General features: G+C 31.9%; 18 protein-coding genes. All 18 read right to left on the minus strand.

The window, feature by feature from the left end; all coding sequences use genetic code 11:
* Positions 1 to 4: 4 nt before the first annotated feature.
* Positions 5 to 1582 (minus strand): hypothetical protein, encoded by a 1578-nt coding sequence (locus CXF67_RS05070; protein ID WP_102087754.1) that lies wholly within the window; start codon positions 1580 to 1582, stop codon positions 5 to 7.
* Between the two features lie 773 nt (positions 1583 to 2355).
* Positions 2356 to 3054: a sulfotransferase family 2 domain-containing protein gene (locus tag CXF67_RS05075; RefSeq protein ID WP_102087755.1), complete on the minus strand. Its 699-nt coding sequence runs from the start codon at positions 3052 to 3054 to the stop codon at positions 2356 to 2358.
* Positions 3055 to 3250: 196 nt separating this feature from the next.
* Positions 3251 to 4408: a glycosyltransferase gene (locus tag CXF67_RS05080; protein WP_102087756.1), complete on the minus strand. Its 1158-nt coding sequence runs from the start codon at positions 4406 to 4408 to the stop codon at positions 3251 to 3253.
* Positions 4409 to 4446: 38 nt separating this feature from the next.
* Positions 4447 to 5391, minus strand: coding sequence for a hypothetical protein (locus tag CXF67_RS05085; protein WP_102087757.1), 945 nt, complete (start codon positions 5389 to 5391; stop codon positions 4447 to 4449).
* 4 nt (positions 5392 to 5395) lie between these two features.
* Positions 5396 to 6853: an MBOAT family O-acyltransferase gene (locus tag CXF67_RS05090; RefSeq protein ID WP_102087758.1), complete on the minus strand. Its 1458-nt coding sequence runs from the start codon at positions 6851 to 6853 to the stop codon at positions 5396 to 5398.
* Between the two features lie 76 nt (positions 6854 to 6929).
* Positions 6930 to 8252, minus strand: coding sequence for an EpsG family protein (locus tag CXF67_RS05095; protein ID WP_102087759.1), 1323 nt, complete (start codon positions 8250 to 8252; stop codon positions 6930 to 6932).
* Positions 8233 to 9120 carry a glycosyltransferase gene (locus tag CXF67_RS05100; RefSeq protein WP_102087760.1) on the minus strand — a complete coding sequence of 296 codons (888 nt, stop codon included), beginning with the start codon at positions 9118 to 9120 and terminating at the stop codon, positions 8233 to 8235. The genes CXF67_RS05095 and CXF67_RS05100 overlap by 20 nt, the downstream gene beginning before the upstream one ends.
* Complete coding sequence (locus CXF67_RS05105) at positions 9121 to 10128, minus strand: hypothetical protein (protein ID WP_102087761.1); 1008 nt, start codon at positions 10126 to 10128, stop codon at positions 9121 to 9123. It lies immediately after the preceding gene.
* 33 nt (positions 10129 to 10161) lie between these two features.
* Positions 10162 to 11874: an ABC transporter ATP-binding protein gene (locus CXF67_RS05110; RefSeq protein ID WP_102087762.1), complete on the minus strand. Its 1713-nt coding sequence runs from the start codon at positions 11872 to 11874 to the stop codon at positions 10162 to 10164.
* 128 nt (positions 11875 to 12002) lie between these two features.
* On the minus strand, positions 12003 to 13010 hold the full coding sequence (pseI, locus tag CXF67_RS05115) for a pseudaminic acid synthase (RefSeq protein WP_102087763.1): 1008 nt from the start codon (positions 13008 to 13010) through the stop codon (positions 12003 to 12005).
* Positions 13003 to 13527 (minus strand): GNAT family N-acetyltransferase, encoded by a 525-nt coding sequence (locus CXF67_RS05120; RefSeq protein ID WP_102087764.1) that lies wholly within the window; start codon positions 13525 to 13527, stop codon positions 13003 to 13005. The genes pseI and CXF67_RS05120 overlap by 8 nt, the downstream gene beginning before the upstream one ends.
* Positions 13511 to 14527, minus strand: coding sequence for a hypothetical protein (locus CXF67_RS05125; protein WP_102087765.1), 1017 nt, complete (start codon positions 14525 to 14527; stop codon positions 13511 to 13513). Before CXF67_RS05125 ends, CXF67_RS05120 begins: the two co-directional genes overlap by 17 nt.
* Complete coding sequence (gene pseF, locus CXF67_RS05130) at positions 14517 to 15194, minus strand: pseudaminic acid cytidylyltransferase (RefSeq protein WP_102087768.1); 678 nt, start codon at positions 15192 to 15194, stop codon at positions 14517 to 14519. Before pseF ends, CXF67_RS05125 begins: the two co-directional genes overlap by 11 nt.
* Positions 15187 to 16371: a UDP-4-amino-4,6-dideoxy-N-acetyl-beta-L-altrosamine transaminase gene (pseC, locus tag CXF67_RS05135; RefSeq protein WP_102087766.1), complete on the minus strand. Its 1185-nt coding sequence runs from the start codon at positions 16369 to 16371 to the stop codon at positions 15187 to 15189. Before pseC ends, pseF begins: the two co-directional genes overlap by 8 nt.
* Positions 16371 to 17381: a UDP-N-acetylglucosamine 4,6-dehydratase (inverting) gene (gene pseB, locus CXF67_RS05140; RefSeq protein WP_102087767.1), complete on the minus strand. Its 1011-nt coding sequence runs from the start codon at positions 17379 to 17381 to the stop codon at positions 16371 to 16373. Before pseB ends, pseC begins: the two co-directional genes overlap by 1 nt.
* A gap of 64 nt (positions 17382 to 17445) precedes the next feature.
* Positions 17446 to 19239, minus strand: coding sequence for an ABC transporter ATP-binding protein (locus CXF67_RS05145; protein ID WP_257984600.1), 1794 nt, complete (start codon positions 19237 to 19239; stop codon positions 17446 to 17448).
* 118 nt (positions 19240 to 19357) lie between these two features.
* Positions 19358 to 19489 carry a hypothetical protein gene (locus CXF67_RS19195; protein ID WP_374702241.1) on the minus strand — a complete coding sequence of 44 codons (132 nt, stop codon included), beginning with the start codon at positions 19487 to 19489 and terminating at the stop codon, positions 19358 to 19360.
* Between the two features lie 9 nt (positions 19490 to 19498).
* Entirely contained in the window at positions 19499 to 20242 is a 744-nt protein-coding gene (locus CXF67_RS05150; RefSeq protein WP_374702242.1) for an NAD-dependent epimerase/dehydratase family protein, read from the minus strand.
* Between the last annotated feature and the right edge of the window lie 396 nt (positions 20243 to 20638).

Consider the following 20638-nt stretch of genomic DNA (forward strand, 5'->3'; position numbering starts at 1 on the left):
TTATTTAAAGGCCTAAGGCCTCAATTAATTGATCGGTTTCATCTTCACTTTCAAACAATTCTTTATAATCTATTTGACAAGATTCTATAAAGTTGAGTAACACATCTGAAGATGAGTTTAAGAAGTCGTCTAATTCAGAAGCACTCTCAAAGCATTTTCCTATTTTTTGCATTATTTCATAAAAGATAATAGACCTTGAATTTAGGTGAGGTAGCCAAATAACACCACAGCCATGCTGAGCTGCTTCAAGAACTGCTGTTGAGTTGATAGTAATTGCTAATACATTAGTAAATTCATATTTACTATAAGGTTGAGAAGTGATATCCTGTGTAATTTTAAACTTAGCCGTAAGTTGTTTGTTTTGCTTTTCAGTTAACTTTTTTAGAGGATGTTGTCGAATTATTAGTGATGTTTTAGTGTCTAATTTTAGCAACTCATCAACCAACCGCTGGTTGAGTTCTTCTTCGTGTGAGAATAGGATTAAGAGTGCATTTTTAAGGCTTACTTTAGCTATTGAATTTTCTAGCTGTTTATTTTGATTAACAACAAATATTTTTTCTTTATCAACTCCAGCTTTTACTAATGTGTTTTTGCTAAATTTATCCCAAACCGCAAAATTATTGGCTACAAAAGCATCATTTGTAGCTTTTACATCTGCTTCAATTAAACGTTCTTCCAATCTCGTGTTAATAAACATGGGTCTGCAGGCCACTACTATGAATGGAACGTTATTTAAAAAAGCCTGACGACTTATTATTCTTGCAAATGGATAGGTGTTTGCTGTTGTATATAAAATTGATTTTGGTTTATATTTTTTAATCGCTTTTTCAACAGCCTTTTCTTTTAATAACATTACCCAAAAATGCTGTATTTTGTTTTGCCTAATTTCAAGATTAAGCAAAGTATTAGGGTGTATTTGTTTTAGATTTTGCTTTAATTGAAATGCCTTTTTAAAAGCATTAAGTAAATTCTTACAACCAAGCTCTTTTTCGAAACGAATGGATTTTGCTTCATTATTTTCATTAATCTTATCTTCTAGTCTTCCTGTATAAAAAACTTTTTCTTCACGAATTCTGTTTAGTAAATGCTTATATCGGTGTTTCTCTGGCTGAATAGGCATAGATAACCAAACTTTATTTTTGAGTACACTCTTGTCTCCAACATTTTTAAGTGCATATTTATATGCCTTTAGTATATACTTGAAAGGCCCAAAATTATAGTTTATTTTGTCTTTTAGATTTGAATTTACACTGACCTTTACCTGAGGAAAGTTTGACCTTATGTACTTGGCAAAATAGTTTTCAAAATTACAGTGAAGTTTGATTTTGATATTTGGTTGATTTTCTAAACTAAACTTAATAATTCCAATTACATAATAGTATAACGCCAAACCTTCTAAATCGTCACTTCTTAAATGCCTGTAGGTCGTTGCCCAGTAATGATGTGCATTAGGTAGATGTTTATATAAATCTATAAAAGCCTGAAGATCTTTTTCCAGTTTAAGATTAGCCTGTAGTAACAATTTATGACTAACTATCGTTGGCAAAGCTAAGTCCTCAAGTGATAAACTATTTAGAGACATGTGAATATTTATTGATTTATCTGTCAAACGACTCTTATAAAAACTCAAGCTTAACAACTTGTGATAGTGATGTCTCTAAGTTAGAAATTAAAGCAAATATAGGATTACCTATCACCAGCATGACACTCATAGTTTGAAAGCCTCGCCAGATTGAAATAAATCCAAAAACAAAGAAACTAAAGAGAGCTATTTTTCCTAGTAATATGGGTTTTACCTGAAAATGCTTTGCTCCCCAAAAAATTAAATCTGTTTTTTTTAGATCAATTGCTAGACCGTGTTTTTTATAAAAGAAGAAGTTTTTAGTTTTTTATTATAAAATTTATGAGGCCTAAATATGGTTTGTTTGAGCTTTTTAAATGGGTTGTAATATTTTAATACCACAGGTCCTAATCTATTTTTTTCGTAAGAAGGAATAGCATTATCGTAATTACCAGATACAGTTTTAGAAAGTTTGTTACGTTCCGCCGTAACTGTTTTTGAATTTCAATTTTGATTTGTAATCGAAATTGAAAGCATCTCCATACTTTTGAATAACTCATTTTGACTTTATTACTGCAGGACTAAAACCATTATTTTTGAATACATCTATTTCAAAGTTTTGAAGCCCACTTCTTCATCTTTTTATATTCAAAGACTTTCGTCCATAAAATTGAGTGAAAATTAATTCTTTTATAATTATTGATTATTATAGATGTCTTATCTTATTTCGGTTTGGATATCTCTTAAGTATTTATGTTTCAAACATTCAAAACTTTTAATTTAATTAATTTTACTCAATCTATTTCTATTGTACTTATTTCTTTTTCTGCTATGTTGTATAATTCAATATCTTTTTTATATTTTTTTATGAGAATATTTCTAATCCAAATATTTTTAAAATAATGATCCCTAGATTTATGTTTTGACTGATTTATATGTGGAATTACATTATTTTCTTTTATGCCTATTCGTTTTAAAATTACCTTTAAGTCTTCATTAAGATAATCTGTTCTTCCAAGATGGTTTACAATTCTTTCTCCGTTTTTATCATAATAATAATCATGACTTGTTTTCATAGGATAAAGCAAAGCCCAAATACTTAATGGCAATAATTTTGGAGCCGTATGGCTTATTAATCCTTTCACTTTCCTAATAAACATATTTTTTTCCCCTTTCCACTTTAATACTTTAAAGATACTTAGAGATTTCCCAAAATAATAAGAGGAAATCAACTTATCAAAAGGGTGACGAACCATACCTAATACCTGTAATTGATTATATTCGTTTTCGCCTAGTGCTTTCTTAAGCTCCCATGCACGGGCATGACCAACAACCCCATAGTGCATGTCTTTTGAGCTAATTTTTCGATCCTTTAATGTAATCCCAAATTTTTCACCTTCTGGATCAATACTCATAAGAAATTTTTCTATAGAGGTACTACCAGTTTTAGGACAAGCAACGAATAATATTGATAATTTATTAGAGTAATACATTTTAAAACTTTTTTAATTTTTTATACTTTTTTTAAAGAGTTGGTTTATTTAAACTCGGGATCAAAAATCGAAAAAGAAGTCATCCTTATACTGGCCCAAACATTATTTTCAAAGATCACAATTTTCCTTTTGGTATTCCAATCTCAAATTGATTAAATTTGCCTTTATCTTATCATTAAAATTCGAAAGAATCTTGTTATTTTAATGATTTAAAAACATCCTCCCATTTTTCATAGGCTTTTTCATAAGAAAATCGCAACACATTTTCAAATCCATTTTCTGATTTTTTTTTTAATTCTGTTGGATTATTCATTAATCTTTTCGTTTGATTTACATATTCATCTATTCTAAATGGTGGTATCAAAACACCATTTTTATTTTGAATTACAATATCTGATGCTGCAGCATACGAATCAAATAAAACAGGTACACATCCATAACTTTGGGCTTCTATGAGCACGTTTCCAAAACCTTCAAATGCAGAAGTCATATGAAATATTTTAGCTTTTTCATAATACTCATTTGGATTTACTTTTCCAAAAAAAGTAATTCGATCTAAATTATTTTCTTCACAAAATTGCTTCATTTTTTTCTTTTCCTGACCCTCACCTAATACCCAAAAATTCCAATCAGGCGCTTCTGCGTGCAATCGTTTCCATATTTGCAGTAGTAAATCCACTCTTTTTTGTTGGATATTTAACCTGCCTACATATAAAACAATATTTTCTTTAGGGAGGTTTTTTATATCGATTTCGGGTCTTTGAAAAGGGTTTCCGATTCCGAAGATTTTATTTTCATTTTTTCTAAGCGGTGGTGCCAAAAAAAACAATTCAGGTTTGAATCTCTCTGAGAGCATAACGAATGCATCTGTTTTTTTAACTATATAGCTCAACTCTATATTTTGCTTAATAATATGATATGACAAAATCAACTTTCTAGTAAGCAATGTATTTAAAAAACCAATTTTTTTTCTATTGAAAAGCTCCTGGATTATATTTTGATGATTATCGTAAAAATTTAGTGGATTAATTCGTAATGTGTTTATAATTTTTGTTTTTGAAGGTTTGCTTTTTAAAATTAGTTTTGTTAAACCAACAGAATAACCGGTTTGATTAATGACACAATCTATTTCCTCGTTTTCTAGAATGTTTTTTAATTGAATATCTTGGTCAATATTGACATAATAAAGTGTAATTCCTTCAAAATTTTCCTTCCGACTAGTATGTTTTCCTACAGATATTATAATAGAATGATGATGGTAAGTTTGAAAAATATTGACTAACTTAAATGTGCTTCTTTGGACACCTCCAGCATTTGGATCAAGCTTTTGCTCTAAAAGTAATGCTATATTCATTCTCTATTTGTTTTTTTATAAACGGACCAATATAAATACTAGTTCGGTTTTAAATTATAAAATTCATTTATAAAATATTCATCCAATTTATCAACTCCCCCTTCATTCAGGTGGTATTCATCATAGAAATCTGTTGAGTCATGAAAATCCAATAGTCGATTAAAATCAAGGTATGGAACGGATTCAGGAATATACGCCTTTAATATATCATTATTGCTATAACAATGGAAATGCGCTATAGGCATATTTACAAAGACAAATTTCTGATTATTTCTATCTAGTAAAGAAATCATTTTTTTGAAATAATTCAATTGGACATCAAGCGGTTCATGCCATTTCATTGACTTTTCTTTTTCACATATTTCAACTTCTTTTTGAAAGCTGGAATCTTTATGAACATATCCTCCTTTTATATAAGTATCATGATCTTTTGGCTTATGAATAGGCTCTTCAAAGTCATTGTGTTTACCAATGACATTCATAATTGATGCATAGATCATCGTATTCCACACCATTAAATCATTCTGCTCAAATGCCATTTCAAAACTTAATTGATCAATTCGATCGTTAGCTAATAAATCTAGGGTTGGTTCCACCCCTTTATTTGCAAAAGTATTTGGGAGCAGGTCAAATACGACCAATTTCGGATTCAAAACCTTTAAATAACGATTTAATAAGATATAGGAATGCAAAGGAGTTTGACTACTCGAACCGAGTACAAACACTTTAAGACCATTTTCTTTAAAAATTCTTGGATCAAAACCTCGGTAAACTCTTGAGCTGCCTACAAAAAGAATATCTACCTCTCCATACTCTGGAATTTCTTTTAAGCGCGTATTCAAATGACCGTAAGAACCTTGGCGGTATAAAAAGTTCGAACCTATATAAGAATAAGGAATATTTGCCCATAATGTTAGACTACACAAATAGACAAAAGAGGCAAAAAAGATAAAAACTAAGAACTTCTTAAAATAACTTAACATGTAGCTAAAATTGAAAATAAATGAACGGACTGCGGTCAGTCTGGTAGTAAATCATTATTAAAAAAATGAGGACTGAGTAAAAAGACCAACGTATTAATCGATTATTCTTTATAAATAAGTTTTGCAATCCAAACTTCCCAAAGCGTCCATACCATTCTGATACTTGAAAAAAAGCAATCAACGCTAGCGTTATAAAAATATTACCCCAATGATTTGTAGAGAAGAACGGATCAGCAGAAAACGAACCTGTGAAAATACCCGATATATATTCTATAGCGTGAGAAATACTCTCCGCTCTAAAGAAGATCCAAGCAAATGTCGTTAATATATATGTACCAATGATTTTTATAAAGTCCGATATCTTTGGGAAAAAACCATTGCCTGCCACAATATCTGTGTTCACTCTGTTTTTATTCGCCAGTAATAGCGGAAGGAAATAAAGTGCATTCAAAAAACCCCAAAAGACAAAAGTCCAATTAGCACCATGCCAAAAACCACTAACCAGAAAAATTACAAAGGTATTTCTAATTTTTCCAGATATGCCTCCTCTACTGCCTCCTAAAGGAATGTACAAGTAATCTCTAAACCATGTTGATAGAGATATATGCCAGCGTCTCCAAAACTCAGCAATGTCTCTTGAAAAATATGGGAAAGCAAAATTTTGCTTCAAATCAAAACCCAAAAGGCGCGACACACCAATAGCTATATCTGAATAACCCGAAAAATCACCGTAAATTTGAAAGGAAAAGAATATCGCTCCTAAAATTAAAGAGGATCCGTTTAAATCCGCTGAATTATCAAAAATAAGATTGGCTAGCTCACCACATTTGTCAGCAATTACCACTTTCTTAAATAAACCCCACAAAATTTGCTTACTACCATCTACTGCTAGTAGATAATTAAATTGACGCTTTTTATAGAACTGAGGTAATAAGTGGCTCGCACGCTCTATCGGTCCTGCCACTAACTGCGGGAAAAAACTTACAAATGCTGCAAAAGAAATAAAATCTGAAGCGGGCTTAATTTTACTGCGATAAACATCTATAGTGTAACTCAGGGTTTGAAAAGTGTAAAAGCTAATTCCTACTGGCAGAATAATATTTAAAGTGGTTTCATGCGGCTCAAAACCAACTGTTCTTAAAAGATTTCCTAGGTTTTCAGCGAAAAAGTTGAAATACTTAAAAAAACCTAAGATTCCAATATTTGTAATTATACTAACCCAAAGAAGTATTGTCTTTTTTTGAGTTTTAGGGCTATTATAGATGCCTCTTCCAACGGCATAATCGACGACAGTACTAAAAGCAATGAGAGACAAAAACCTCCAATCCCACCAACCATAAAACACATAACTGGCTACAAGTATCAATATATTTTGTGCTTTAATGTTTTCTTTGAAAAGAAACCAATAAAGGAAAAAAAATATCGCAAAAAAGTAAAGAAAATCTAACGTATGAAAAAGCATATCAACTTAATTTGAATAAATTTGAAATATCAAATTTTACGACTGTAAGACCTAGTGTTTTGCTCAAATGCATAGCCTAAAAAACAACCACTAGAAGATCTCTAATACTAAAATCATTGCCTCCCAAAAACCAAGAGGCTGCGGGAAACACAATAGTGAACGCGCTTAGCATATTCAATGCATACGATAAGTGAAATAAGACAACAGGGATAGTACTCAGACAGAAGACACTCATAACAAGACGAGCTTGAAAACTTTTATACAGTTTAATGTTGTTGGCGTATAACTCAGACAAACTTAGCAAGCCTGCTATCAAAATCAAAACTGCTGCTCCTGCTTTGGCGCGCCCATGCAAAGATGGCGAAAACTCCATTACGTTGCCAAAAGAATAGAGAAGTACCCCTGCGGCAAACATTTGGTCTGAAATAGCACTTTTATTTCCTCCCATTTTATTTCTTATCCAAAACAAGAAAACAATCATAAACGGGATGCTATAATCCCTAAAGGAAGTTTCACCTAAAGATGCATAAAATCTTTTGCTCTTTTTTGGTGCATCTGCTCTTAATGCCTTGGTTTTTTCCATTTCTTCTTCGTTAAGCGTATACCTTTCTTTTTGCTCTATCACGTTTAAGGCTGGCACGTATGGCTCGATCAACTGATAGCTCGCTCCGAGGAAAAAGCTAACAATCCAAATAACAAAAATTACTTTTGGCTTTTTGAATAACCAAATTGCTGCAAATGAGGGTATAACGAATGCTATAAAAGAAAAATGAATATAAATTGACAGAAGAGCTAAAAGTAAAAACTTCCTTTTTCCATAATTCCAATACGCTAATAACCCATAAACCAAAAGCCACATAGCTGTCCACCAACGAATGGAATTGAGACCTGTTATCCCGCGATATGTTAAAAAAATTAAAAATAGGGTTGCAATAAGAGAGATCCCTTTTGGCCAATCGATTCTTTGAAATAAAATGCGAATTATGGAGAAATATATAATACCGTAAAAAAAAGCCGCAAATACATGCAGTAATTCAGGTGTACCAAATACACTGCCTGACAGAAACCCTAAGAAATGTAAATAGGGGTCGCTAATGCCTGAAGGTGCATTGGTGTTATTTAGCGATATCAATTCAAAGAAAACAGAGATGAATTCCCATATTTCCATATTTACATAGTATCGTTCTATGGTCTCCAAGTGAGATGCACCGTCTGATCCTGCATTGTAAATATATGCACTACCTAAAAACATCATCAATATAGTTCCCGCAGGTACTATAATGCGACTATTGCCACTTTTCAGAAGTAAAAATAGGCTTATTAGTGGAGACAATAATGCAAGTAGTATATGAATACCTAAGATCCGCTTGCTATTCACTTTACTTTGCACCATTTTCATCAGGTAAAATTCGTAACAACTTTTCCCGTATCCCAAAATAGTCCACAGCCATTTGAAAACGGTTTGGTACCACATCTCCCTCAGGCTGATCTTTAGGCTTTGTCATTTCATTTTGGGGAATAGGAATGCCCAAATTATAATCCTTTGGTATACCTAAACAAACTTGTTTTGTGTTTTTAGCGTGAGCCGCAGCCCAAAACCAAAAGTCTGAACCTCTTCCAGGCACTATTTTGTGCACAGCCTCCATGTTTAGCACCTTTTCATCTAAGCTATGCGGTGGATAATATATTCCACCCCAGCCTATTAAGTATACTTGTTCAGAAGGTGTTGTGATGGATGCTGCATCTTTTTCTCTGTAGTGTAAATGTAACTCTTTATCCTTTTTTAAAATTGCTTTACCCACATAGCCAATTACTGCCATCTTCTCTATTTCCGCTTGTTTTACTAAGCCCCGTAATAATGAAGGGTGGTAGATAATATCATCGTCTAGGGTTACAATCGCTAGATTGGAGTATTTCTCTGCCACGGGCATGAATTTCTTCACCGCATAAGTATTATTTTTTACCCACACAATTTCAAGCCCTCTTTTAATTAACTTATTTAAGTAGCTAGGTAAAGTAAGGTTTGGCCATTCTTCTTCGGACAAAACCAAAATCCATTTTTGTGGCACTAGAGTTTGTTTATTTAACGCTTCAAATACAGCAGGTAATAAATGGGCTCGTTTTGGATAACTAGCTATGGATACTATAAAATCAGTTTTAGCATTTGTCTGGAATTTAGATTGGTTTTTTTTGGCAAAAAAATTCCATTTGTGGTAAAGGATCGTATTTCTTAGTAGTACAAGTTGCCTTTTTATTCTTTTTATCATTTATTTTTTATTTTCAGACAAAATTTTTGAATCAATACTATTATTACCCATATATATCATATTATGTAAAAGCGCTTCTTGATTTTCAATAGATAGTAATTCATAAAAACTATTTTTGGAAATAGAACTAAAATCTTCTTCAAATAAGTTCACTAAAAAATTAGAATAATTGGTTTCATATCCGTTTACCTTATTTTTAGGATCAAAATAAAGCACTTTATTTTTAAAGAATATAGTATCTAATAAAGAGGAGGAATGATCTGAAATAATAAAATCATAATCGTTGCTTTGTAAAATAGGATATAATACTCCATTTATCTGCTTAACACCTTTAATTTTAGGGTATTTTAAAGTACCATCAGTGTTTAATTCATTACTACCTTGTTTTCCATGCGATTTTATAACTACTTCAAAATTTAATTCATTTAACTTTTTTATCAGTTTATATAATTGATTCAAGTTTTGATAATCTGTAGCCTTTGGTAATAATAAAACTTTATTTGAATTATTATTTTTATATTGATAATTTTCTCTAACAAAGTTATTATAAATGGGATTACCATAGCAAATAATTTGGACCTTTTTTTTATGATTGTATTTTGAAAATTGGTCAACAAAATAAGAGCCCCATGTTAAAAAAACATCACATTTAGTATATCTATGTGGGATATTTGTCACAAATCCTCCTACATAAGCTCCATGCTGTACCACTATAAATTTACTTTGAGGATGTTTTGCTGTCCAAACCTTATATAAACTTTCTCTTGCAGTAATCCAATTCATGGATATTATAAACTTCGGATTTATAACATTTAATAGAACATACATTATTTTATGCTTTCTTTTATCGGAAGTTTTAAAAGGGATATATCGCCAAAACAAATCAATATCTAAAAAATAAAAATGACTGCGATTTTCTTTATTACAAACAATAGGAAGCACATTTCTATGTTTATTAAACAATATAATTTGTTTGTTAGTAATTTTTTTAATTAGTAAAGAAATCAAAATAATATTTAAAATTAATATTTAATATAATTTTTATAACTCTTGCAACGCTATCATTTTCTTAAATAAATGGAACGATTCAATAAGTTCCGCATATGAACCAATTTGTTGAATTTCTCCTTTACTCATTACAACTATTTTATCAGCATTACGAATGGTTGATAAGCGATGAGCGACCATAAAAATGGTGTATTGGCCCTTCAGGGCATCAATACTTTTTTGAATCGCTTTTTCTGTTTCACTATCTAAGGCCGAAGTCGCTTCATCCATAATGAGAATATCAATATTTTTATATAATTCTCTTGCAATAGAAATCCGCTGTTTTTGACCTCCACTAAGGTTAACGCCATCATTTCCTAAAATAGTTTCGACTCCCAATGGAAGTTCGTCTACAAAAGAGTTAATTGCAGCCTTTTGTAAAGCTTCTCGAAAACGGCTAGTATTTAAAATGTTTGGTGCTGCCCAAAGTGTAACATTATTAAAAATGGTATCACTAAAAATAACGGGATCTTGTGTTATATATCCTATTTTTTTTTGGTACGATTTTATATCAATGGTATTCCGGTCGTTACCATCAATATACACATTGCCTTCATCTGCGGGATTAAGACCCGCTAAAATATTTACTAATGTTGTCTTACCAGAACCACTTTCTCCAACGAAAGCTACAGTTTCTTTTTTGACAATTTTTAAATTAATATTTTTAAGAATAGCTACTTTATCATAAGTCAAGAAAACCTCTTTTAGTTCAAGCATAGTGTTTAATCTTTCAACAACTTGTTTACCATTCTGTTCTTTCTCATTATTTATCTCTTTTTGGAAATCCATTAAATTATCTAGTGAACCCGATAACTCTAAAAAACGATTATATGAATTTTGCAAATTCATTAAGGAAGATAAAGCTCTATAAAAAAACAACAAACTCACTAATATTGGTCCTAAAGAAGCATTTAATAAGCGCGTCTGAATTAAAATTACACTTGCAACAACTACAATTAATATGGGTTCACGAGCAGATTCTAAAAGAGCACTTAATTTTCCGATTCTAAAACGACTCCGCTCTATAGCATTAATACTTTTACGAAGTTGGTTAGAATACACATCTAATAATGCAGTTGCCTTTAAATATTTAAAATTACTAACATATTGTATAATTTGCCCTTGATATAAATGAGAATCTTTTGTAAACTCTTTAGAAGCTCCCTTAGTCTTTTTATAAATTGACTTGTATAAAAAATTAGATAAAACACCACCAATGGTTACGAGTAATGCAAAGCGAATATCTACAAAAAATGCAAAGCCAACATACACCAATACCATTATGGCTTGTTGTAATGTATTGGCGTAATTGTAAAAAGCAGCCGAAGCTCTTTCAATTTCAACAGACATAGTATTTTGAATACGTCCCACATCTGAAATAACAAAATATTTAAATTTAATTTGATTGAAAGATGAAAGTAATTGGTTTCGCAATTTGTTAATGAAAAATTTACGAAGTATGGCATTATATATACCTGAAAAAAATTTAATAATTCCTTTGTATGCAAAGAAAAATATCATTAACAGCAGAACTGCAGTTAGATTTAATGAAAGACCAATGAATTCTAGACCATCTAATAAAAAACTAAGATTACCTAAGGATGAACCGTTAGCTTGCTTTACTTCATTAACCATCTCTAATAACGGCATGAACATGGCTAATCCGAAACCATCTAGAACACCAACGAATACACCTAATATTATCATCACAAACAATCGATAACGCAAGTGTTTATAAAAATATGCTAAGTTTTCAAAATACTTAGATTACATTTTTTTTATTAATTTCATTGACTGTTTATTTTTAACTTTTTAGAAGTAGTCTAATCAATTCTTTATTTGGCAATCATTTCAAAACTGAAAGGTGCTCCAATTTCTAAATCTGTAACTGCTTTTTTACCTAAAACTTCATGATAATACTTCGGATGCAACCCAAATCCAGGTCTTATACTACGAATATTTTGTTCTGTAATTAGTTCGCCTTTTTTTATATCTTTTACAACAAATAAAGATCTTCTTCTATTTTTATCATTTTCGGAAACTTCATAGGTTATTTTTCCTAATGCTGCTTCTGTGTCTCTTACTGCTTTAACCATTTCCTCAAATTCATGAGGTTCCATTGAAAATGCCGAGTCTGGCCCACCTAAATTACGATCTAGAATAAAATGTTTTTCTACGACGGTAGCGCCTAATGCAACAGCAACAGTCGGCACTAAACTTCCCATAGTGTGGTCTGAAAGACCAACTTCAACACCAAATTTCAGTTTCATATCTGGTAGGGTTAACATATTGGCTTGTTCAATAGTTGCGGGGTATTGCGACGTGCATTTTAGAATAGTTATTTGATTATTGCCAACACTTTTACAAGTATCAATAGCAAGCTGTATGTCTTCCTGAGTAGCAACACCTGTAGACATTATAATTGGTTTGCCTTTAGAAGCTGTATGTTTAATTAGTGGAATATCTGTAATTTCAAAAGAAGCAATTTTATACATGGGTACGTCCATTTTTTCTAAGAAATCAACACTTTCTATATCGAAAGGTGAACTGAAAAAATCCATACCTAAATCATTGGCAATTTTCATTAGTTTTGGTTGCCATTCATAAGGCATTGCAGCTTCAGTATAAAGTTTCCAAGGGGTGTACCCTTTCCACAAACCTTCTGTTCGAGGTGCAAAATAACCTTTATCTAGATCAAGCGTTAGACTTTCTGGCTTATAAGTTTGCACTTTTACAGCATCAGTACCAGCTGCTGCCATAGCGTGAATAGTTTTTACAGCCAGTTCAAAATCGTTATTATGATTTGCAGAGAGTTCTGCAATTATATATGTTTTATTATTCATGTTTATTAGTTTTTTCCATTAGAACAACATCAACTATGTTATCATTTGAAATATTAATTTTAACACTTTTAATCTTTCTAAAACCAAGTTTTTCATTCAAAAAAATATTAGCGTGATTATTAGCCATTGTTTTTATCATAATTTTTTCAAATAAAAGTTTATTAAAACCAAAAGCTAACCATAACGAAAAAGCATCTTTAGCATATCCGCCACCCCAATAGCTTTTATCTCCAAGCATTTTACCTGCTTCTGGTTTTTTACTTTGAATATTACTAAAATTTACAGTTCCAATGGGTTTATCATTACTTTTATCACAAATTATGTAATCAAGTCTATCTTTTCTTGTTTTAAACCACTTTAGATGTTCTTCTATGGTTATATCATTTTGGATAAACATCCACTTTTTTATATCAGGATCATTTCTCCATTTCAAAATATAAGGCATATCTTCTAAAGTCATTTCTCTTAGATAAACCTTATCGCCGTAAAAATAATTTCGATTAATTTGATTGCTCATTTATAAATTTTATAATTTTATTTACAATACGTTTTGCGCCATTTCCATCAATAATTACAGTGCCTTTTTTGTAATGTTGAAGTAACTTTTTAATTATAGATTTTAATCCTTCTTTACGAAGTATTATGGTAAAAATTTCAATTGAAGAAAAACTAATACCAGAGAAATATTCTTGCCATATTATTGCATTTTGTTTTTGATTTTCTGTGTATGGAATCAAAATCATAGGTATATCTAAATACGCTAATTCATATGTGGTAACGCCACCAGCAACAAAAGCAAATTGATTTCGCGCATATATATCCGCTATGTTAATCGGATTTTTATGACATTGGACATTTTTAAAGAATTCTAGCTCGATTGTTAATCTATTATCAGATGTAATGATATCAAAAATATAATCGTTGTTTGCAACAATATGTTTTATCATATCCATTAATTGAATAGGATATGCTCCACCTCCCATGGCAATTAAAATTTTGTTTTCAATTTTTGATTGTAGCGTTTTTTTAAAAACTTTATTTATTAAGGCATATTTTTCACCAATGCATAATTTAGTTTTTTTATTAGTAATAGCCTTATAATCAATAGTTTTTACACCTATATTCGCGTTAATTACAATATCTGATATTATTTGGTTTTCTTTTTTATAATCATATTGAGCCCATTTTATATTATTTATTTTTAAAGCCTTATGATATTCAACATCATGATTGTAATGATCAAGTATTAGAAAACATTTACCAATTAAATAGTTGTTTTTAATATTGTTAATATCGTTATTTATGTCAATTCCATGGTGTAAAAAAATAATCTTAAAATTTTTAGCACTTTTATGTTTGATAAATTCTAATGTTTTCTGCTCATTGTCTGTCTCAATTAAAAACTTGCAAGTGAATTCATTTTTATTGAAAATATCCGCTAATACCAAATTTCTGGATAAATGCCCTAATCCATGTGCATCACCAGCATTAATTCTAAAAAGAATATTATTTATCAAAATTAAATCGATATTTCAATTCTGCAATTTTCCAATCTTCATCAGTATCAATATCTTGAACCAATTGTTCTGATATTTCAAAACCATATTTTTTATTTCCACGCAGTCCTGTTTCATATGTCATCCAATAAAACTGGCCAGCATCATGATATGCGGGCTCTAAATCTTGCGATCTCGTTTTTTGATGTTCTGGGTAAAACATATCAAGCAGTCCTACATCATTTATTTTTACAGAACGTTGTATTGGATAAGAAAAACGAACTATTGGCTTAACAGAGTCAACATTTTGCTCTTTGAGTAATTTAAATCCCTTATTTAATAAATTTGCACTAACAAAAGGAGCCGTTGGTAAAAAACAACAAACAGTATCAAAATCTACTCCTTTTTCTTGATAATAAATTTTCACTTCGTCTATGACATCTGCTAATGTAGCAAAATCATTTGCGTTCTCCTTGTTTCTGAAAAAGGGAATAGAAGCACCATATTCTTTTGCAATGGCTGCAATTTCTTCATCATCTGTTGAAACCATTACTTCATCAAAAAGGCCTGAACTTAAAGCAGCTTCTATAGAATACGCTATGATTGGCTTACCAAGAAAATCTTTAATATTTTTTCTTGGAATTCTTTTGCTACCGCCACGTGCTGGAATAACACAAAGATTAGACATAAAATTCATTTATGGTTGTAATTACGAATTCTTGTTCTTCTGCTGTTAATGTAGGGAACATTGGTAAACTAATACAATGTTTGTAATAATTTTCAGCCTGAGGCATATCCCCTTCTTTCCATCCAAATTGTCTATAATAAGGCATTAAATGACAGGGTATATAATGTATTTGGGCAAAAATACTTTTGCTTCTTAAATAATTATACAGCTCTAATCTATCTTCTACTTCTAGTATGTATAGATGATAAGCGTGTCCTTCAATTACTCCTGATTGTCCTTTTACAAAAGATTTATTTTTAAAGGCTTCAAAATAGGTATAAGCTATTTCTCTTCTTCTAATTATTCCTTCATCCGCTCTCTTCAATTGACTTAAACCTAATGCTGCCTGGAAGTCTGTTAAACGATAATTAAAACCTAAATCCTGCATTTCCATATACCATAAAGGATACATATCCTCTCCGCCAGCAAATGCAATTGAATTTGTATATAAATCATCTGATTTTACAATTCCATGTGTTCTTAATTTTAGTAATTTTTTATATAGGGCCTCGTCATTTGTAGTGACCATTCCGCCTTCCCCTGATGCAATATGCTTTACTGGGTGAAAGGAAAAAATAGCCAAATCTGCAAATTGTCCGTTTCCGCAATTTTGACGCACATCTTTGCTATCAACAAAACTCCCACCCGGGGAATGACAAGAATCTTGTATGATCCAACAACCAAACTCATCTGCCAATGCCCTAAAAGCCTCTAAATTTGCTGCGCGCCCTGCAAAATCAACTGGTATAATTCCTTGGTAAGTCCCTTTCGGGGATGCTTCCAGCAAAGCTCTTACAGCGTTTATATCTAATAAGTACGTTTCCGGATCAATGTCTGCAAAAACCACTTCTCCACCGCAATACCTCACGCAATTCGCAGATGCTGCAAAAGTTATGGGCGTAGTGATTACTTTATCACCTGATTTTACGCCTAATGCTAATGCATTCAAATGCAAGGCAGCGGTTCCATTGGCAACTGCAACTGCATACTTACTCCCGATATACCTAGCAAAAGCATTTTCAAACTCTAAAATTTTTGGCCCTTGCGTTAAATAATCTGATTGTAATGTTTCTATAACAACATCAATATCTTGCTGAGTTATATTTTGACGACCGTAAGGTATTATTTTTTGTCCCATTATACTTTAAATGTTGAATCTACGTGCTCCTTTATTAAATTTCTTAAACTATCTACAGTTTCCCAATCTGTATTATCCCCTGAATTATAATTAAAACCTTCTGGAACAAGTTTCGCATTAAATTTTGTTGTGAATTCTTTAATTTTGAATCTAGGAACTGATGGTAAAATGGTATAATATTTGCCCAAATCATAGGTGTAAAATGAATCTGATGCTGTAATCATCTCTTCGTGTATTTTTTCTCCTGGTCTAATTCCAACAATTTCTAACTTGCACTCAGGCGCAACGGCTTCAGCTACCTCTGTAATTTTATAAGAAGGTATTTTTGGAATAAATATTTCACCACCCCATGCGTGCTCCATTGCATGCATTACCATGTCTACTCCTCCTTGTAAAGATATATTAAAACGAGTCATAGAAAGATCTGTTATTGGTAATTTTCCTTCTTTCTTTTTATTCATAAAGAATGGAATTACAGAACCATTTGACCCCATTACATTTCCATATCTTACTACCGAAAACTTAATAGGATTAGTCCCTTTAATATTATTGGCTGCAACAAATAATTTATCTGACGTCAACTTTGTAGCCCCATATAAATTGATAGGCGCACATGCCTTATCCGTGGATAATGCAACAACATTTTGAACCTCTGTTTCTAAAGCAGCGTGTATTACATTTTGAGCTCCACCAATATTAGTTTTGATACATTCATCAGGGTTATATTCTGCTAAATGCACATGCTTCATGGCTGCCGCATGTATTACATAATCTACACCTTTAAACGCTCTTACCATTCGCTCTTTATCCCTAACATCTCCTAAAAGAAAACGTATTTGAGGGTATTTGTCGGCAGGATATTCTTGGGCCATTACAAACTGCTTTTGCTCATCTCTTGATAAGATGATCAGCTTTTTAATCTCAGGATAGGTTTTAAATATGTGAGAAGTTAATGCTTTTCCTAAAGAACCTGTTCCCCCTGTTATTAATATTGTTTTATTGTTTAACATTTTTTTTATTTAAAAATATATTTCTAAAAATCAAGTTTTGCTAGATGTATTATTCTAATTAAAATTATACCTGTTGATAGCTTATCATTTTTTTGAAAGCAACTGAATTTTCTAAAAGTTCTTCATAGCTTCCTGAGTCAACAATTGTTCCTTTGTCAAAAACATAGACTTTATCCACATTTTTAATGGTTGTTAATCTGTGCGCTATGGTAATCATGGTATATTTACCTTTTAATTGTTCTATATTCTGTTGGATGTTGTTTTCTGTTTCTGAATCTAATGCAGAGGTGGCTTCGTCTAACAACAACAAATCAACTTCTTTAAAAAGCTCTCTTGCAATGGTGATGCGTTGTTTTTGTCCGCCACTCAAGCTCACCCCATTACTTCCTACTTGCGTATTTTCTTTTCCTTCTGAATTTTCTAAAAACTGGGTTAGGTTTGCTTGAGTAATTGCTTTGTAAAACTTTTTAAGATTCTGCGCTGTTTTTTGACTCCAAAGCGTAACATTATTAAAAATTGTATCATCAAAAATAACAGGTTCTTGGGTTATATAACCTATTCGTTGCTGAAAAGTAGCTATGTTTAAGGTTTTCGTATCCACTCCATCGATACGCATTTCACCTTTTGAAGGTGTTAATAAGCCACTAATTATATTTAACAAAGTTGTTTTTCCTGAACCACTCTCGCCCACAAAAGCGATGGATTCATTTTTTTTAATTTCTAAGGTTATGTTTTTTAAAACATCTGCACTCGTATTGTAGGAAAATGAAACATCACTTAATTGAATACATTGTGAAATGTGATTAAAAGTTGCCTTACCTGTTTTGGTCGCCTTTGTTTTTAAATTTTTCATAAAACTATCCATGTTTTCCATGGACCCTATTTTACCAAGGAATTGGTTGTATGAATTTTGTAGTGTGTTTAGAGATGTTAATCCTCGGTAAAACATCAGCAAACTTAGAACAATTGAGGAAAACACCCCATTTAAAATTGTAATTTGGATGTAAATGACCAACACTACTATCCCGATTGTAATTGGTTCCTTAGCACCTAACATGATACTACTTAGAACCCCCATTTTTTTATTGGTTTTCTCTATTTCCTCCACTTTTAATTTTAAAAAGTTGGCATACATCGGCATGGTTGCTGTTGCTTTTAAATATTTAAAAAATACCACGGCTTGAATGATATAGCCCTGGAAGGCATTGTTATCTTTCACCAATATTGAAGATAGTATTTTTGTTTTTCTGTAGAGCGTCGTAAAAATTAAATTAGACAAAAATGCACCTACTACAATTAACAAGGCAAACTCTGGACTTGAAAGTACTGCTAATGTTGTATAGGTTAACAACATCATAAGCTGTTGTAAAATATCTGTATAATTTTTAAAACCTTGCATGACTCTTTCTACTTCCCCAGTCAAAGCATTTTGAATGACCCCCGCATCAGACTTCACATAGCCTTCGTAACTAAATTCTGCTAAAGCATTTAAACAGTCGAGCCTTATTTTCGCAATAAAATATTGTTGATATATCACTCTCAAATACCTAACGACGAAAACTGCTAGTCCTTTTAGCACAAAGAAAGAGAACATTGTGATTAGTACGACGGCTAAATTTAACTCAATCCCTAGGGCATTGAAAACACTTAAGAAATAGCTCAAATTTCCATGCCCATTTGGATCCACGATTGCATTTGAATCTGAAAAAAGCTCTATTAATGGGAGAAACATCGCCAAGCCTAAGCCATCCAATAAACCAACAAAAACACTGGAAACAATAAGTATAAATAACCTATGTTTCAAGTGATGGTAAAAATAGGTGAATTGCGGTAAAAACTTTTTAATTATTGATTTCAATGAGATGATGGTTAATTGCTTTGTTGCTTATTGGTCCCGATTGCTATCGTAATAAACATTATTGCTGATTGGTTGAATTGTTTAAGCGTTGATTTGTAGATTGGTTTAGGGTCTAAAGCTAGTAATAGTTTTTATACCACTCCACAAAACTGTCTACACCTTGTGAAACGGAAGTACTCGGTTTATAATTGTAATCTCGCTTTAGTTCGTTTGTATCTGCCCAGGTTTTTTCCATATCATCGGGCTGCATAGGCAGCATTTATTTTTCGGCAGTTTTGCCAATTTTATCTTCTATGGCACTGATGAAGTCCATCAACTGCACAGGACTGCCATTTCCGATATTGTACAAGCTGTACTTTTTATGATCGGGTTGGTCTTGGAGTAAAATATTTTCTACTCCCTGCACGATATCATCAATATAGGTAAAATCTCTGGACAATCGCCCTTCATTAAACACCTTGATGGGGTGGTCATTCAAAATGGCCTCCGTAAACAAAAACATCCCCATATCTAAACGACCCCAAGGCCCGTAAACGGTAAAAAATCGCAGACCAATTGTTTGCAAATCGTATAAATGACTGTAGGTGTAAGCCATCAGTTCGTTAGATTTTTTGGACGCGGCGTAAAGGCTAATCGGATGATCCACGCTGTCGGTGGTTTCAAAAGGAATTTTGTCATTTATGCCATAAACGCTAGAACTGGAGGCATAAACCAGTTTTTTTACTTTTGTATTTCGCACGCACTCTAAAAGATTGGCGAAACCCATGATGTTACTTTCTACATACTTCATAGGTTTTTCGATACTATATCTAACACCTGCTTGGGTAGCAAGATTGCAGACACTATCAAATCGAAAGTCTTCAAACAGCTTTGGTAATTCTGTGCGATCTGCCAAATCCAGTTGAATAAACTGACATTGCTTGCCATGCGTTTCGTTTCTTAAAATATAATATTTCTTTCGGTATAATTTTACAAGGAGACTGAGTGAATTACTGAAAAGCAATTTGTACCGAAGTCCATTGTAAAATCACCCACCTCTACTCCACTATTTCTCATAGCTTCGCCGCCCTGAGTCCCATAAATGGATCAAATGAGACTTTTCATGTTTTAACGCCACAGTCTGATTAGTCAGCTTTTGAATTGGCTAAAATACACTTGCCATGTTATGCGAAAGTTGACTATACATTAACTTTGTGCGCAATCTGCATTCAATGCTTTACAACTTACAAATAAAGATGTTTTCTTAAAGAAAACAAAAATAAAGTGCATATTTTTTTTGATAAATCTTATTGTGTTTGAAAGTGGGGATTGTCTTTTGGCTGTGTTGTGAAATCATTAGATGGGGAAAGTGGTGTCACTTCGAGCCTGTCATTCCGTGCAAGGCGTTAGCCGCGGTAAA

Source organism: Psychroflexus sp. MES1-P1E, from assembly GCF_002836055.1.
Lineage (GTDB): Bacteria > Bacteroidota > Bacteroidia > Flavobacteriales > Flavobacteriaceae > Psychroflexus.